Annotated in this window: 11 protein-coding genes; all 11 read left to right on the forward strand. The window is 30.9% G+C overall.

Features of this window, described 5'->3' with window-relative positions; translation table 11 throughout:
• The first annotated feature begins 15 nt into the window (after positions 1-15).
• The 11 genes from ligA (at position 16) to ACZ41D_RS03970 (ending at position 15,984) form a co-directional block, all read left to right on the forward strand.
• Positions 16-2,010: an NAD-dependent DNA ligase LigA gene (gene ligA, locus ACZ41D_RS03920; protein ID WP_464152630.1), complete on the forward strand. Its 1,995-nt coding sequence runs from the start codon at positions 16-18 to the stop codon at positions 2,008-2,010.
• Between the two features lie 14 nt (positions 2,011-2,024).
• Positions 2,025-2,312: an Asp-tRNA(Asn)/Glu-tRNA(Gln) amidotransferase subunit GatC gene (gene gatC / locus ACZ41D_RS03925; RefSeq protein WP_464152631.1), complete on the forward strand. Its 288-nt coding sequence runs from the start codon at positions 2,025-2,027 to the stop codon at positions 2,310-2,312.
• A gap of 38 nt (positions 2,313-2,350) precedes the next feature.
• Positions 2,351-3,826, forward strand: a complete 1,476-nt coding sequence (gene gatA, locus ACZ41D_RS03930) for an Asp-tRNA(Asn)/Glu-tRNA(Gln) amidotransferase subunit GatA (protein ID WP_464152632.1) — start codon at positions 2,351-2,353, stop codon at positions 3,824-3,826.
• A 1-nt stretch (position 3,827) separates the two neighbouring features.
• Positions 3,828-5,255: an Asp-tRNA(Asn)/Glu-tRNA(Gln) amidotransferase subunit GatB gene (gene gatB, locus ACZ41D_RS03935; protein WP_464152633.1), complete on the forward strand. Its 1,428-nt coding sequence runs from the start codon at positions 3,828-3,830 to the stop codon at positions 5,253-5,255.
• 272 nt (positions 5,256-5,527) lie between these two features.
• Complete coding sequence (locus ACZ41D_RS03940; RefSeq protein WP_464150702.1) at positions 5,528-7,009, forward strand: ISLre2 family transposase; 1,482 nt, start codon at positions 5,528-5,530, stop codon at positions 7,007-7,009.
• Between the two features lie 662 nt (positions 7,010-7,671).
• Positions 7,672-8,589, forward strand: coding sequence for an ABC transporter permease (locus tag ACZ41D_RS03945; RefSeq protein WP_464152634.1), 918 nt, complete (start codon positions 7,672-7,674; stop codon positions 8,587-8,589).
• Between the two features lie 13 nt (positions 8,590-8,602).
• Positions 8,603-9,526: an ABC transporter permease gene (locus ACZ41D_RS03950; protein WP_464152635.1), complete on the forward strand. Its 924-nt coding sequence runs from the start codon at positions 8,603-8,605 to the stop codon at positions 9,524-9,526.
• Between the two features lie 12 nt (positions 9,527-9,538).
• A complete protein-coding gene (locus ACZ41D_RS03955; protein WP_464152636.1) occupies positions 9,539-10,555 on the forward strand; it encodes an ABC transporter ATP-binding protein in 1,017 nt (338 codons plus the stop codon).
• Positions 10,556-10,560: 5 nt separating this feature from the next.
• On the forward strand, positions 10,561-11,520 hold the full coding sequence (locus ACZ41D_RS03960; RefSeq protein WP_464152637.1) for an ABC transporter ATP-binding protein: 960 nt from the start codon (positions 10,561-10,563) through the stop codon (positions 11,518-11,520).
• Between the two features lie 404 nt (positions 11,521-11,924).
• Entirely contained in the window at positions 11,925-13,655 is a 1,731-nt protein-coding gene (locus tag ACZ41D_RS03965; protein ID WP_464152638.1) for a peptide ABC transporter substrate-binding protein, read from the forward strand.
• A 262-nt stretch (positions 13,656-13,917) separates the two neighbouring features.
• Complete coding sequence (locus ACZ41D_RS03970) at positions 13,918-15,984, forward strand: N-acetylmuramoyl-L-alanine amidase (protein ID WP_464152639.1); 2,067 nt, start codon at positions 13,918-13,920, stop codon at positions 15,982-15,984.
• The last annotated feature ends 58 nt before the right edge of the window (positions 15,985-16,042 follow it).

The following is a 16,042-nucleotide window of genomic DNA, read 5'->3' on the forward strand; positions in this document are numbered from 1 at the left end:
GTAGGAGGTGAATGTATGGATAAAATTAAAAGGATGAAAGAGCTTATTGAAATTATAGATGAGTTGAATTATTACTATTATACATTAGATAATCCTAAGGTAAGCGACAAGGAATATGATGAGTATTATGATGAATTAAAAAGACTTGAAAGCGAGACAGGAACGATTTTACCTAATTCTCCTACTCAAAGAGTAGGGGGAGAGCCACTTGATAAATTTGTAAAGCATAGGCATCTAAATAATCTATGGAGTTTAGATAAGAGTCAGAGTATACAGGAGCTTAGAAATTGGGATATAAGAGTTAGACGATTGATTGATCAATACAATGTAAATCATGAAGAAAAGCTACCAGAACCTGAATATGTTGTTGAGTATAAATTTGATGGTCTTACTATAAATCTTACATATAAAAATGGCAAGCTTATACAAGGGGCTACTAGGGGAAATGGTGTTATAGGAGAGGCGATATTGCCACAGATTATGACTATAAAAAGTATACCTCTTTCTATTAAATTTGATGGACTTATTGAAATACAAGGAGAAGGGCTTATGCCTCTTTCTGTTCTTGAGGAATACAATAAAAAAGCTGCTGAACCTTTAAAAAATGCTAGAAATGCAGCAGCTGGTGCATTAAGAAATCTAGATCCTAAGGTTACAGCAGAAAGAAAACTCATAGCTTATTTTTATAATGTAGGTTATATTGAAGGAAAAAGTTTTAAAACTCATATGGAAATGTTGGATTTTCTAAAGCAGAATAGACTTGCTGTAAATGATTATGTCAAAAAGTTTAAAACAATTGATGATGTAATTGATGAGATAGAAAAGGTTAAGGAAGAAAGGAAAAAATTAGACGTATTGACTGATGGAATGGTTATTAAGATAAATGACATGAAAACTAGGGAAGTATTAGGATATACTCAAAAATTTCCAAGGTGGGCCATAGCATATAAATTTAAAGCTGAGGAGATGACTACTAAACTTATAGATGTTGAGTGGAATGTTGGCAGGACAGGAAAGGTTACTCCTACTGCAATTTTAGAGCCAGTTGATATAGGAGGTGTAACAGTAAAAAGAGCTACACTAAATAATTGGGATGATATTCAGAGAAAAAATGTAGCTATTGGTTGCAGGGTTCTTATAAGAAGGTCAAATGATGTTATTCCAGAGATAATGGGTAGAATGGATGATAATTGTGAAAATTATAACGAAATAAAAAAACCCGAACATTGTCCTTCGTGTGGCAGTGAATTAGTTCAGGAAGGAGTTCATATTTTTTGTCCCAATTCATTATCGTGTAAACCTCAACTAGTATCAAGGCTTGTTCATTTTGCTAGTAGAGATGCTATGAATATTGAAGGATTTAGTGAAAAGACAGCAGAACAACTATTTGAGGAACTAGGACTTGAGGATGTACCTGAATTATATGAACTAAAGTTTGAGGATTTGATAAAACTTGATAGATTTGGTAAGAAAAAAGCAGAAAATCTTTTAAATGCTATTGAAAAAAGTAAAAATTGCACTTTAGATTCTTTTATCTTTGCATTAGGAATACCTAATGTTGGAAAGAAAACTGCTGCTGATTTGGCTGATACATTTCACAGTTTAGAAAATATTATGAAGGCAAGTTATGATCAATTAATTGCTATTCCAGATATTGGCGATAAAGTTGCAGATAGTATAATAGAATTTTTTGGAGATGAAAAAATTGTTTCAAATATAAATAAATTATTAGATAAGGGTGTAAAACCTGTTTATGAAAAGAAAAATATTGAGAAAAATACTATTTTTAGCGGGAAAACTGTAGTTATAACAGGAATTATAGAAGGTATAAGCAGAAATGAAGCTAAAGATATTGTGGTAAAAATGGGAGGAAAGGTTACAAATACTGTAAGTAGCAAAACTGATTATGTTATTGTGGGAAAAAATCCTGGATCTAAGGCTGAAAAAGCAGAAAAACTCGGGGTTACAATAATATCAGGAGAAGAATTTTTAACAATTATAAATAAATAAAAGGAGGATTGTAGATGGCTATATCAAAAGAAGAGGTAAAGCATGTTGCATATCTTTCAAGACTTGAATTTAATGAGAAGGATATTGAAGATTTTACAAGAAAATTTGCTTCTGTATTAGACTATGTAGAAAAACTTAAGGAGGTAGATACAGAAGGGGTAGAAGCTACATATCATGTAAATTCTATAAAAAATGTAATGAGAGATGATGTAGTTAAAGAGAGTATGAGTAGGGATAAAGTTCTAAAAAATGCTCCCGATAAGGAAAATGGATATTTTAAGCTTCCTAAAGTAATTGAATAAACATAAGTTAAGCTACAAAACGAGAGAGGTGAAAATAAATGAATTTAACAGATTTAACTGTCCATGAATTAAGGGATAAGTTAAGAAATGGTGAGATTACTTCAGTTGAAATAGTAAATGATTTTTATTCAAGAATAGAAAAATTAGAGGATAAAGTTGATAGCTTTATTACCCTTACTAAAGAAAATGCTTTAGAAGAAGCAAAAAAAGCTGACGAGAGGATAAAAAAAGGAGAAAACTTAGGTGACCTTACAGGTATACCTATTGCTATTAAGGATAACATTGTAACTGATGGAGTAAAAACTACTTGTGCATCAAAAATGTTAGAAAATTTCGTTCCACCATACGACGCAACAGTTATAGAAAGATTAAAGGAAGAAGGAGCGATAATCATAGGTAAGACCAATATGGATGAATTTGCTATGGGCTCATCTACAGAAAATTCAGCTTTTAAGACTACTAAAAATCCATGGGATTTAAGTAAGGTACCTGGAGGATCTAGCGGTGGATCTGCAGCAGCTGTTGCAGCTAAACAAGCGCCTATAGCATTGGGTTCATCTACTGGAGGTTCTATAAGACAACCAGCTAGCTTCTGTGGAGTGGTTGGTATTAAACCTACATATGGGTTGGTTTCCAGGTATGGCCTTATTGCATTTGCTTCATCATTAGATCAAATTGGACCTTTATGTCAAGATGTTGAAGATTGTGCTATTGCATTAAATACTTTAGTTGGATATGATCCTAAGGATTCTACTTCTGTTAAGAGAGAAAAAGTAAATTATAAAGATGCATTAGTAAACGATGTGAAGGGAATGAAGATAGCTTTACCTAAAGAATATTTTGATGAAAGAATAGATGATAAAATAAAAAATAAGGTATATGAAGCAGTAAAGACACTAGAAAACCTAGGTGCAGTAGTAGAAGAAGTATCTTTACCACATAGTGAATATGCTTTAGCAGCTTACTATATTATAGCTCCTTGTGAAGCTAGCTCAAATTTGGCGAGATTTGATGGCATAAGATATGGATATAGAGCAAAAAATTATGATTCTTTAGAGGATTTATATATTAAATCTAGAAGTGAAGGTTTTGGCGAAGAAGTAAAGAGAAGAATAATGCTTGGAACTTATGCTTTAAGTTCAGGATATTATGATGCTTATTATAAAAAAGCTCAAAAAGTTAGAACTCTTATAAAAGAAGATTTTGACAAAGTTTTTGAAAAATATGATGTGATTATTTCTCCTACAACTCCAACATTACCTTTTAAAATTGGGGAAAAGAAAGATGATCCTATATCTATGTATCTTTCTGACATACTTACTGTATCTGTTAATATTGCTGGTATAGCTTCTATGTCAATGCCATGCGGATTGATAGATGGGATGCCAGTAGGTATGCAAATTATAGGTAATAGATTTAGTGAGGACAAAATCCTCAGAGTAGGGTATACTTATGAGAAAAATAGAGATGAAGAAATAAAATGTCCTCTATCAGTTAACGAGGAGGTAAGATAATATGAGCTATAAGACTATCATTGGATTAGAGATACATTCTGAACTTATGACTAAAACAAAAATATTTTGCAATTGTACAACTGAGTTTGGAGGAGATGTAAATACTCACTGCTGCCCTGTTTGTTTAGGGCTTCCAGGGGCATTGCCTGTTGTCAATAAAAAGGTAGTTGAATATGGTATAAAGGCAGGTATAGCATTTAATTGTCATATAGCTGAAAAGACAAAAATGGATAGGAAAAATTATTTTTATCCAGATTTAGTTAAAGGATACCAGATATCTCAATATGACATGCCTTTATGTGAAAAAGGATACATTGAGATAGAAACAAAAAACGGAAAAAAGAAGATAAATCTTATAAGAATCCACATCGAAGAAGATACAGGTAAATCTATTCATTCTGGAGACGGTTCATCATTGTTGGATTATAATAGAAGCGGAGTTCCTTTGATAGAAATAGTTACAGCTCCTGATATAAATTCTCCAGAAGAAGCTAAGCTTTTCTTAGAAAAATTGAAAGCTACTCTAAACTATATTGAAGTTTCTGACTGTAAAATGGAAGAGGGTTCTCTTAGATGTGATGTGAATATAAATGTTGTTGATGAAGATACAGGGAAAAGAACAACTATTACTGAATTAAAAAACTTAAATTCATTTAAAGCTGCAGTAAAAGCAATGGAATTCGAGGAAAAGAGGCATATTAGCTTGCTTAAGGAAGGAAAAGATACGAGAAGAGAGACAAGAAGGTGGGATGACGCTTTAAATGAAACTGTAGTAATGAGAGTAAAAGAATCAGTATCTGATTATAGATATTTTCCAGAACCAGATATAGTAGAGATGGAAATAGAAAAGGATTGGGTAAATTCTATAAGATCTAGTCTTCCAGAGTTACCTGATGCGAAAAGGGATAGATTTATTTCACAATATGATTTGCCAAAGTATGATGCTGAAATTCTTACTTCTTCAAAAGATTTAGCTGATTTTTATGAAGACACAGTAAAATATTATGATGATCCTAAGCAAGTAAGTAATTGGATAATGGGAGATGTATTAAGAAGGCTTAAAGATGAAGGATTAGAAATAAGCCAACTTAAATTTACATCTAAAGATTTAGCAGATTTATTAAAACTTATAAAAGAAGGTAAAATAAGTAATAATATAGGCAAAAAGGTATTAAGAAGTATGTTTGAAGAAGGAAAAGACCCAAATACTATTGTAAAAGAAAAAGGGCTTATACAAATAAGTGATGAAGGAAAATTAAATGAAATAGTAGAAAAAATATTAAATGAAAATGAACAATCGGTTATAGACTATAAAAATGGTAAAGATAGAGCTTTAGGATTCTTAGTAGGCCAAGTGATGAAGGCTACTAAAGGGAAAGCTAATCCACAGATGGTTAATAGTTTGATAAGAAAAAAAATACAAGATTAAGCTATAAAAATAGAAGCAATTAATTAATTGCTTCTATTTTTATCTTGCTAAAAATCGAATTCTTTATTATAATAAAGTGAAAAAGCGATAAAAACATAATTTTCAAACGAACAAAATGTTAAAATATATTAATATTTTGTTAAGATACTTAGAGTATAATTTTAGTAGGCAAAAACAACAAAAATGAAAAAGATGCCCGAAAGCACCTTTAACATATATGAATCATCCAATATAATAGTAATTAATAAGAAAACTATAAAAGGGATGATTACATGTATAATATAAGTTTAGATGAAAAAGAAATTAATTTCAAGAACTTAGAGAAAATTATATATAAGCTTGTATGCCGACAGGCATGTGAAATGCTCGTAGAGCTATTAGAAAAATTAGATAATAAATTAATGAAAGAAAGAGATAAAGAAGAATATAGAAATAAAGGATTAAAGAAAACTACCATAAAAACAATAATGGGCGAAATTGAATATAAACGTAGAATATATCAATATACTACACAAGAGGGTAAAAGAGGTTACAAATGCCTTTTAGATGAATACTTAAAAATGGAAACCATAGGACATATATCTACAAATCTAGTAGAAAAAATAGTAGATCTAGCAACAGATGAATCATATAGAAAAACAGCAAATAAAATAACAGAAATGACAAACCAAAGTATAAGTCATTCAGCAGCTTGGAACATAATACAAAACTTAGGAGAACAACTAAAACAAAAAGAAAAACACGAAATAAAATTAAACAACGAAGAAAAATTACAAGGCAAAAAAGAAACAAAAATATTGTTTGAAGAAATGGATGGAGTGTGGATAAATATCCAAGGTAAAGATAAAAAGACTAAGGGAAAAGAGAAAAAAGAACTAAAATTAGGAATTTTTTATGAAGGCTGGGAGAAGAAGCATGAGAAAAAAGATAGATATGTACTAAAGAACAAAAAAGCATATGCAAGCTTTGGAAGTAGTAAAGAATTTAGAAAACTAAGACAAGCCAAAATAGCGAAACAATATAATACTGACGAAATAGAAACAAAAATAGTAAATGGAGATGGAGCAAACTGGATAAAAGAAGTTATAAAAGAAGACAATTCACACTTTCAATTAGATCCATTTCATAGAAATCAAGCAGTACTTAAGAACATAGAAGATAAGAAAAAGGCAAAAGAAATAATAAAGAAACTAAGCAATGGTAACATAGAAGAAGGATTAGAAATGATAACAAAACTAATGATAGAAAACAATGATAATCAAAAGAAAATGAAGAAATTACAGGCACTATATAATTACCTAGTAAACAACAAAGAAGGGATAGTGCTCTACAAACTTCGCCCAGACATAAATATGCCGCAACCACCAGAAGGAATTAAATATAGAAATCTAGGAACAATGGAACATAGCATATGTGATATATTAGCACAAAGGATGAAAGGGAATAAAACAAGTTGGTCAATACAAGGAGCCAGTAACTTAGCCAAGATACTAGCAGAAAAAGCAAGCAAAGAATTAGCAACAACAATAAAATCACTACTGAACAAAGAAATAAAAGAAGAAAAGCTTGAAGAAATAATAGAAAAAGTAGGATTAACAGCAGCAGAAGTAAATAAAAAGCCAAAGAAAAGCAAGATATACAAACACAAAAGAGCAAGCATGCCATTTAGTCAATGTTCAGTAACTAACGGAAGAAAAGCCATAAAGGACATGTTAGGTTGCAAATGTGCAAGTCAAATGAACCTAAGTTTTTAATATCTAATATATTATATAACTTAAAAGAATAAGCTAACATACGATACCTATGCTCTAATATAAGCCTAAAAAAATACAACATAATAGAGCATTAATACTGATGAATAAATAGAATTAGACCTAAAAATAGGGCTCTCAGACTTATTGTTATTCTATAATCATAAGTCTAGTATTATAGAATAACAATTTTGAAATCATTGTAAAGTATATGTAAATTTATTTTTAAAATTGTAGAAAGTATAAATAGAATACTCTTGCCCTATCGGGCATAAAAACATAATTAAAACAGCAAAATTGGATGATTAAATTTAAAAATAATAATTTTGCCAACTTTTACTTGACAGTATCGTTAAGATAAAGTTTATTGAATTATGTGACAATGTAGAGTAAAATTAAATTGATATATATAGAAAAATGAAAAGTTTCAGATAATTACAATAGTAATAAATTGTCATTCAAGTGACTCCTTTTCTATATTTTCACTTTTCATTTATTATTTTCTACTTTGCAATTTAAACAACTAAAGAAAGAGAAGGAGCCTTGTATATAATTATTCTCATTTTTCAGATTTATTAGTTTTATGATTTTTATGAAAGGAGGGAATTTCACAATATTAAATATTATGGCATTTATTCTTATATAATTTTTTCGGAGGTGTATATATGTTAAGATATACTTTAAAAAGAGCTATTATAGCATTAATTACAATTTGGGTTATTGTAACTATAACATTTTTTTTAATGCATGCTATACCTGGTGACCCATTTACAGATCAAAAGAGAATTTCACCTGAAATTATGGCAAATCTAAAGCATAAATATGGCTTAGATAAACCACTAACAGTTCAATATGGAATTTACTTAAAAAATCTATTAAGAGGTGATTTAGGTAATTCTATGAAGTATAAAACTAGAACAGTAAACGAAATGCTGTTTACTGCATTTCCAGTTTCTGCAAAATTAGGACTTTGGGCAACATTCTTTGGTGCTACATTAGGAATATTATTTGGAATAATTGCAGGATTAAATAGAGGTAAGTTTTTTGATTATTTTGTTATTATATTTGCTGTCATAGGTGTTTCGGTACCTAGTTTTGTTTTTGCATCGTTATTACAATATTGGTTTGGTGCAAAGCTACAGTGGTTCCCAGTTGCAAAATGGGGGACACCTGCTCATTATGTATTGCCAGTTACTGCTTTGGCACTAGGTATGATAGCTTATATAGCTAGAATGATGAGAACAAGTATGCTTGATGTATTAAATCAAGACTATATAAAGACTGCAAAGGCAAAAGGATTGTCAAAAAGGGCTGTTACTTGGAAGCATACTATTAGGAATGCCATACTTCCAATAGTTACAATATTAGGGGTATTGATTGCAGGAATTGTTGTTGGTTCTTTCGTTGTTGAGAATATATACGCAATACCTGGAATGGGTAAGTATTATGTTCAGAGTATAAAACAAAATGATTATACTCTTATCATGGGTACGACTGTATTTTACGCAGTTATTTTAATCGTAATGATGTTTTTAATTGATTTATTCTATGGTATTGTTGACCCAAGAATAAGATTAGAATAAGGAGGGTGGATTGATGGCAGATATGAAATTAACAAATGATATGTTTGAAGTGATTGGTAAAGATATAAATAAAGCTGAAGAAATAGTAAGACCAAGCCTGACTTATTGGCAGGACGCTTGGAGAAGACTTAAAATAAATAAGATGGCTATAGGGGCTATGATAATACTAGTAATAATAGTGCTGATGGCTATTATTGGTCCACATACAAGCCCTCATACTTTTGATGGCATGGATTATAGTGCAATGAATGCTGAACCTGATTCTAATCATTGGTTTGGTACTGATAATTTAGGTAGAGATATATATGTTAGGTGTTGGATGGGCGCTAGAGTTTCTCTTCTTATAGCTTTAGTATCAACACTTATCAATGTTACTATAGGAGTTATTTATGGTGGTATATCTGGATATTTAGGCGGTTCTGTTGATATAGTAATGATGCGTATTGTTGAAATAATATATTCTATTCCACAGTTACTATGGATTATATTATTAATGCTTGTTATAGGGCCTGGTCTTCTTACAATAATTATTTCCCTATCAATAACAGGATGGGGTGGTATGGCTAGGCTTGTTAGAGGTCAGGTGTTGCAACTAAAGCAGATGGAATATGTTTTAGCTGCGAAAACTTTAGGTGCCGATTCTTCTAGAATTATATTGAGGCATTTGATTCCTAATACTATGGGACCAATAATTATAAATCTTACATTCCAAGTCCCATCAGCTATATTTTCTGAAGCTATGTTAAGTTATCTTGGGTTAGGTATTCCTGCACCTAGAGCTAGTTGGGGAACACTTGCTAATGAAGGGACATTGATGCTATTGAGCAAACCATATCAGTTATTTTTCCCAGCATTATTGATATGTATTACTATGTTTGCATTTAATATTTTTGGTGATGGCTTAAGAGATTCATTAGACCCAAGATTGAGACAATAAGGAGGTAAGGAAATGGATAAAAGATTGCTAGATGTGAAGGATTTAAAAGTATCTTTTGACACATATGCAGGAGAGGTTAAAGCTGTTAGAGGAGTAAGCTTTCATTTAGATAGAGGTGAAACATTAGCTATTGTTGGTGAATCTGGATGTGGTAAATCAGTTACAGCTCAGACTATTATGCAGCTAATTCCGATGCCTCCTGGAAAAATTAAAGGTGGAAGTATAATATTTGATGGCAAAGAGTTAACAAAATTTAGTGATAAACAGATGGAATCGATAAGAGGAAAAGAAATAAGCATGATATTTCAAGATCCTATGACTTCTCTTAATCCAACTATGAAGGTTGGAAAACAGATTATGGAAGGACTTATTAAACACCAAAATATGAAAAAAGCTGAAGCAAAAGAAAAAGCTGTAGAAATGCTCAGGTTAGTTGGATTACCAAATCCAGCAAAGCGTGCAGAACAATATCCACATGAATTTAGCGGTGGTATGAGACAACGTGCTATGATAGCTATAGCATTGGCTTGTAATCCTAAGATGCTTATTGCTGATGAACCTACTACAGCTTTAGATGTTACAATACAAGCACAAATCATCGATCTTATGAAAGAACTTCAACGAAAGCTTAATACTGCTATTATAATTATTACTCATGATTTAGGAGTTGTTGCCAATATAGCAGAAAGAATAGCAGTTATGTATGCAGGAGTTATTATAGAGAGTGGTACTGCTGACGAGATATTTTATGAAGCCCAGCATCCATATACATGGGGATTATTAAGATCTGTTCCTAGACTTGATAGTGATGTGAAGGAAAGATTAGTTCCTATAGATGGTACTCCACCTGATTTATTTGCTCCACCAAAAGGCTGTCCTTTTGCTGCAAGATGTGAATATGCTATGAAAATATGTAAAGAACACTATCCCGAAGAAACCAATATATCTGATAGCCATAGGGTATATTGTTGGCTACAGCACGAAATGGCACCAAAAGTTACCAATCCAGTAATTGAGGGAAGGAGATAGTTATGTTGGATGAAAGAAAAACTTTAGTTGAGATAAGGAATTTAAAAAAATATTTTAATGTAGGTAAGGGATTAGTGTTAAAAGCTGTTGATGATGTTAGTTTTAGCATAAAAGAAGGAGAAACTTTAGGGTTAGTTGGAGAATCAGGTTGTGGAAAATCGACTACAGGTAGAACTATAATAGGGCTTTATGAAGCAACTGGTGGAGATATAATATTTGACGGCATGAATGTAAATCAGTTTAATGCCGAAGAGAAGAAACAATTTACAAGAACTGCACAAATGATCTTTCAGGATCCTTATGCATCTCTTGATCCAAGAATGACAGTTACAGATATAATTGGAGAAGGTATAGATATACATGGCTTGTATACAGGTAAAGATAGGCAAAAGAGAATATATGAACTTCTTGAGCTTGTAGGACTAAGCAGGGAGCATGCTAGTAGATTTCCTCACGAATTTAGTGGAGGGCAAAGACAACGTATAGGTATTGCTAGAGCTTTAGCAATAGAACCTAAATTTATTGTTTGTGATGAACCTATATCTGCTCTTGATGTTTCTATACAGGCTCAGGTAGTGAATTTATTAGAGGATTTACAAAATGAATTTAACTTGACTTATTTATTTATTGCTCATGATTTGAGCATGGTTAAGCATATATCTGATAGAGTAGCAGTTATGTACTTGGGGGCTATAGTTGAAATAACTGAAAGTAATGAGTTATACAACAATCCTCTTCATCCATATACTAAAGCTTTACTATCTGCTGTACCTATACCAGATCCACAAGTGGAAAGAAGTAGGCATAGAATTATGCTAGAGGGTGACGTGCCAAGTCCTATTAATCCACCTCCAGGATGTAAATTTAAAGAAAGATGTAGTCTTGCTAAAGAAATATGCGGTCAACAAAAACCTGAATTAAAAGAAATAAAACCAGGTCATTTTGTAGCTTGTCACTTATTATAAATAGCATCTGATTATAAGAATCGAAACTGTTTCGATTCTTATAATCGGATTATACTTGACAATTTGATGAATATTATCTATACTAAATAGTAAATTATTAAATCTTTAATACATTTTATTAATAAATGCTTAATATTTGAGAAATTAGATATTTTTACAGATGAGTTGATTATTGATTATTAAAAATCATACAAATTTTTTGAATCATGGAGGAATTTATAAAATTGAGTAGAATATACATAGTGTAAAACATTCATAATAAGTACGTGTATGATATAAATATACAGTAGTGGTTTAAATGATGTTCTTTAAAGGAGGTGAATATAAGCTTTAATTTATAAGCTTATTATTCTATAGACATATTTTATAAACATTAAAAAATTATGTTGAAGGGGGAAATTTAAGTGAAAAAGAGTAAGTGGTTAATATTTATGTTAGTAGCTGTTATGGTACTTTCATTAGCTTTATCAGGTTGTGGCTCTAGCGATAGCAATGAACCAGCACCACCAGCTGATGAAGGAAGTGAAACTCCTAGTGATGAAGGTAGTAGTGATGAAGGCAATGTAGATGAAAATACTCCAGACGAAGAAAAGTTAGCAGCAGAACAAGTACTTAGATTAAACTGGGGTTCAAACCCACCAGATCTTGATCCGCAAACTAGTACAGACCAAGTTTCTTTCTGGATTATTAATGCAGTTTATGAAGGGCTTGTAAGACTTCAACCAGATGGATCTGTTGTTAAAGGTTCAGGTCTAGCAGAAGATTGGGAAATTAGTGAAGATGGATTAAAATACACATTCAAGTTAAGAGATGCAAAATGGTCAGATGGTACTCCTATTACTGCAGAAGATTTTGAATATGCTTGGAAAAGAGCAGTTGATCCAAATACTGCATCAGAATATGCTTACCAATTCTACTGCATTAAGAATGGTGAAAAGATAAACAAAAAAGAAATAACTGACTTAGACCAATTAGGAGTAAAAGCTATTGACGAAAAAACCCTTGAAGTTGAGCTTGAAAGGCCAACACCATATTTCTTAAGTTTAACTTCATTCATCACTTATATACCAGCACAAAAGGCAGCTGTTGAAAAATTTGGTGAAGAATTTGCTTCAGCACCAGATAAGATGGTATATAGTGGACCATTCATAATTGATGAATGGGTTCAAGAACGAAGCTTAAACCTTGTTAAGAATCCAAATTACTGGGATGCAGATAATGTTACTCTTGAAAAAATTGAAGGAAGTATGATAACTGAAAATAATACTATTGTTAACCTTTATGACAGTGGTGAATTAGATGTTATTGGTGTTCCTTCAGAATTCTTAGAAAAATATAAGGATACAGATGAATTTAAGAGTTTTGCAGATGCGACAACTTGGTATATCCAATATAATATGGAAGATGAATATTTTAGCAACTACAATATAAGAAAAGCATTTAGTTTAGCAATAGATAAGCAAACATTTGTTGATAAAGTATTAGCAAATGGTTCATTAGTAGCAGAAGGTTTAACACCTCCATTGCTACCAGGTAAAGATGGTAAAGAGTTTGCAGAAAACCGTGGTAAAACAATGCCAGACTTTAATGTAGAGGAAGCTAAGAAGGCTTTAGAACAAGGGTTACAAGAACTTGGAATTACAAAAGAACAGTTACAAGAACATACTACTTTCTTAACTGGTGAGTCTACTACAGCTTTAAGATATGCTCAAGCTATACAACAAATGTGGAAACAAAACTTAGGAATAGAAGTTACAATAGAGCCTGTAACATTTGCTATTCGTCTTGACAGATACAATAAGAAAGACTATACTACTACATTTGCTGGTTGGGGTGGAGACTATAATGACCCAATGACATTTATGGATTTATTCGTAACTAACGGTGGTAACAATGACGCTTACTATAGTAATCCTGAATATGATGAAGCTATACAAATTGCTGTAAAAGGACAAGGCGATGAGAGAATAGACGCTATGCTTAAAGCTGAAGAATTATTAGCACGAGATTTACCAATATATCCTATTTATCATCCAGCTAGAAATGTTGTTCAAAGAAGTTATGTAAAAGGTATTGCTAGATTCCCAGTTGGTGTTGATAGTGAATACAAGTGGGTTAAGATTTTAGAACATTAATATTAGTTAATAAAACAGTGGCTTTTTTAAGCCACTGTTTTAATTTTTGTTTGTCTTTTATACTATACTTAGGTTATAAGATATTAAACCTAAGACTATAATTTTTGACAGTAAGAGGGTGTCATAAAGCAACTGGGAAAATTATCTTAGTATTAAATAAATATTACAAAATTCCTTTTTTATTGATTTCATAATTAACAAATGATATAAAATAGTTAGCAATATATTTTGTCAAAATAATTGGCAAATAAGGGGGAGGCAAATGAAGAAAAAGATACTAGTAATTTATATACTAATTATAACAGTATTATTTTTAACACTAATTGCTTATGCAGAAGAAAATGACGAATTTACAAAAGTATTAATAGATGGGAAAGAACAAGAAGTTCGAAAAATAAATATACTCGTAAATGGAAAACCAATAGAATCTGATGTACCCTCTATTTTATATCAAGAAAGAACATTAGTACCTATTAGGTTTGTTGCTAATTACTTAAATGCGGAGGTAGAATGGAATCAAGAAACTAAAGAAGCGACAATAAAGACGGTCGATAAAGAAATAGTACTTAAGATAGATAGTTCTATTGCAATAATAAATGGAGAAAAGAAACAAATACCATATAATGTACCAGCAAAGCTAATTAATGATTCAAGGACGATGGTTCCTTTGCGTTTCGTTTCTGAGGCTTTAGATTTTGATGTAGATTGGATCCCAGAAACTTGGACAGGCACAATAAATTTTAAGCATCAGAAAATCGAGGATATGTATGTTGAAAGTGAAGATAGTAGATATGCTAGCATAATTGTAAAGACTACTGGATTGGTATCACACAAAGATATATATTTAGAAGAGCCTTATAGGCTAGTGATAGATATACCTAATACAAAATTAGATATAAAAAACAATTCTTTAGAAGAATCAAAAGGTGTATATTCATTGAATGTAAATATATATCCAGTTAAAAAAGTAAGAGCATCACAATTTTCTGAAGAACCAGATGTGACAAGATTGGTTTTTGATTTAGAAGATTATTATGATTATGATGTCGAACCATTTACTGATGGAAGTGGGCTAAAAATATCATTTATAAATAAAGTAAATGGGATTAAGTTAGAAAATATAAATGGAAAAGACGCTATTGTAGTAGATAATACTTATGTAAATGAATACAATGTATTCAGATTAGATAATCCTGATAGGATAGTAGTGGATATTTTAAATTCAAAATTAATGAGTGATAAATACAGCTATACTGTAAATAGTGATATAGTAAAAGGCATAAGAATGTCACAGTTTAAGCCTGATGCACTATACAACGAAAATGACAAAATTGTTAGGATAGTACTTGATATATACGATGATGCAGAAAAACCTGATATATTCATTGGAAATCAAGATGGGGACATGATTATATATATTGAAAAGGAAATATCTAAATATATAGGTTATGAAAAAGATAAAGATGGCAGTCCTTATATCAAAATAAATTTAGAAAAGAAAGTTAGCTATGATTTAGAATATGATGAGTTAAATAAATCAATGAAAATAGCAGTAGATAGAAAATATTTAGATATACCTGAAGGTATGCTTGTTGTAAAGGATGATTTAATAGATAATATATTTATAAAAGAATCTGATGAAAAAAAGATAATAACCATTTCATTTAAAAACAATGTAATTTATGATGTAAAATCCAATAACAAAGACGATGAAATCTATATTACATTTTTAGATACAGTTAAAAAATATAGTGATAAATTAATAGTTATTGATCCAGGCCACGGAGGCAAAGATCCAGGTGCTACAAGTCCTACTACTAAGGCATACGAAAAAGACTTAAATCTTCGTGTAGCACTTTTACTCAATGAAAAATTACAAGAGTTAGGATTTAAAACATTAATGACAAGAGATGATGATACTTATATTGGATTATATGAAAGAGCTGGAATTGCTAATAAAAATGATGCAGATTTATTTGTAAGCATTCATCATAATTATAATGACAATAAAAATACATCTGGAGTCCAAGTATATTATTGTCCTGCATATAATAGTGAAATAAAAGAAGAAGATAATTATCCACTTTCAAAAAGGCTGCATGAGGAACTTTTAAAAGAATTAGGTGCTGTAGATAAGGGAATAATTAAGAAACCTGAATTTGTTGTTATAAGAGAAACTAAAATGGTTGCTGCACTGGTTGAACTAGGCTTTTTAAGCAATCCACAGGAAGAACAAAAATTAAACAGCGAAGAATATCAGAAAAAAGAGGTTGACGCAATAGCAAAAGGTATAGTAAGATATTTTGAAGAAGTTGTATTTTCAAAATAAATTATGAAATAAAGACAAAAACTTTAAAGTTTTTGTCTTTTATTCACTTAGGGGGGTT

It is taken from the genome of Brassicibacter thermophilus (assembly GCF_055378355.1).

Excerpts from the sequence above, each read along its gene's own strand:
- ligA (WP_464152630.1), top strand. The coding sequence starts at position 16 with ATGGATAAAATTAAAAGGATGAAAGAGCTTATTGAAATTATAGATGAG.
- gatC (WP_464152631.1), top strand. The coding sequence starts at position 2,025 with ATGGCTATATCAAAAGAAGAGGTAAAGCATGTTGCATATCTTTCAAGA.
- gatA (WP_464152632.1), top strand. The coding sequence starts at position 2,351 with ATGAATTTAACAGATTTAACTGTCCATGAATTAAGGGATAAGTTAAGA.
- gatB (WP_464152633.1), top strand. The coding sequence starts at position 3,828 with ATGAGCTATAAGACTATCATTGGATTAGAGATACATTCTGAACTTATG.
- ACZ41D_RS03940 (WP_464150702.1), top strand. The coding sequence starts at position 5,528 with ATGTATAATATAAGTTTAGATGAAAAAGAAATTAATTTCAAGAACTTA.
- ACZ41D_RS03945 (WP_464152634.1), top strand. The coding sequence starts at position 7,672 with ATGTTAAGATATACTTTAAAAAGAGCTATTATAGCATTAATTACAATT.
- ACZ41D_RS03950 (WP_464152635.1), top strand. The coding sequence starts at position 8,603 with ATGGCAGATATGAAATTAACAAATGATATGTTTGAAGTGATTGGTAAA.
- ACZ41D_RS03955 (WP_464152636.1), top strand. The coding sequence starts at position 9,539 with ATGGATAAAAGATTGCTAGATGTGAAGGATTTAAAAGTATCTTTTGAC.
- ACZ41D_RS03970 (WP_464152639.1), top strand. The coding sequence starts at position 13,918 with ATGAAGAAAAAGATACTAGTAATTTATATACTAATTATAACAGTATTA.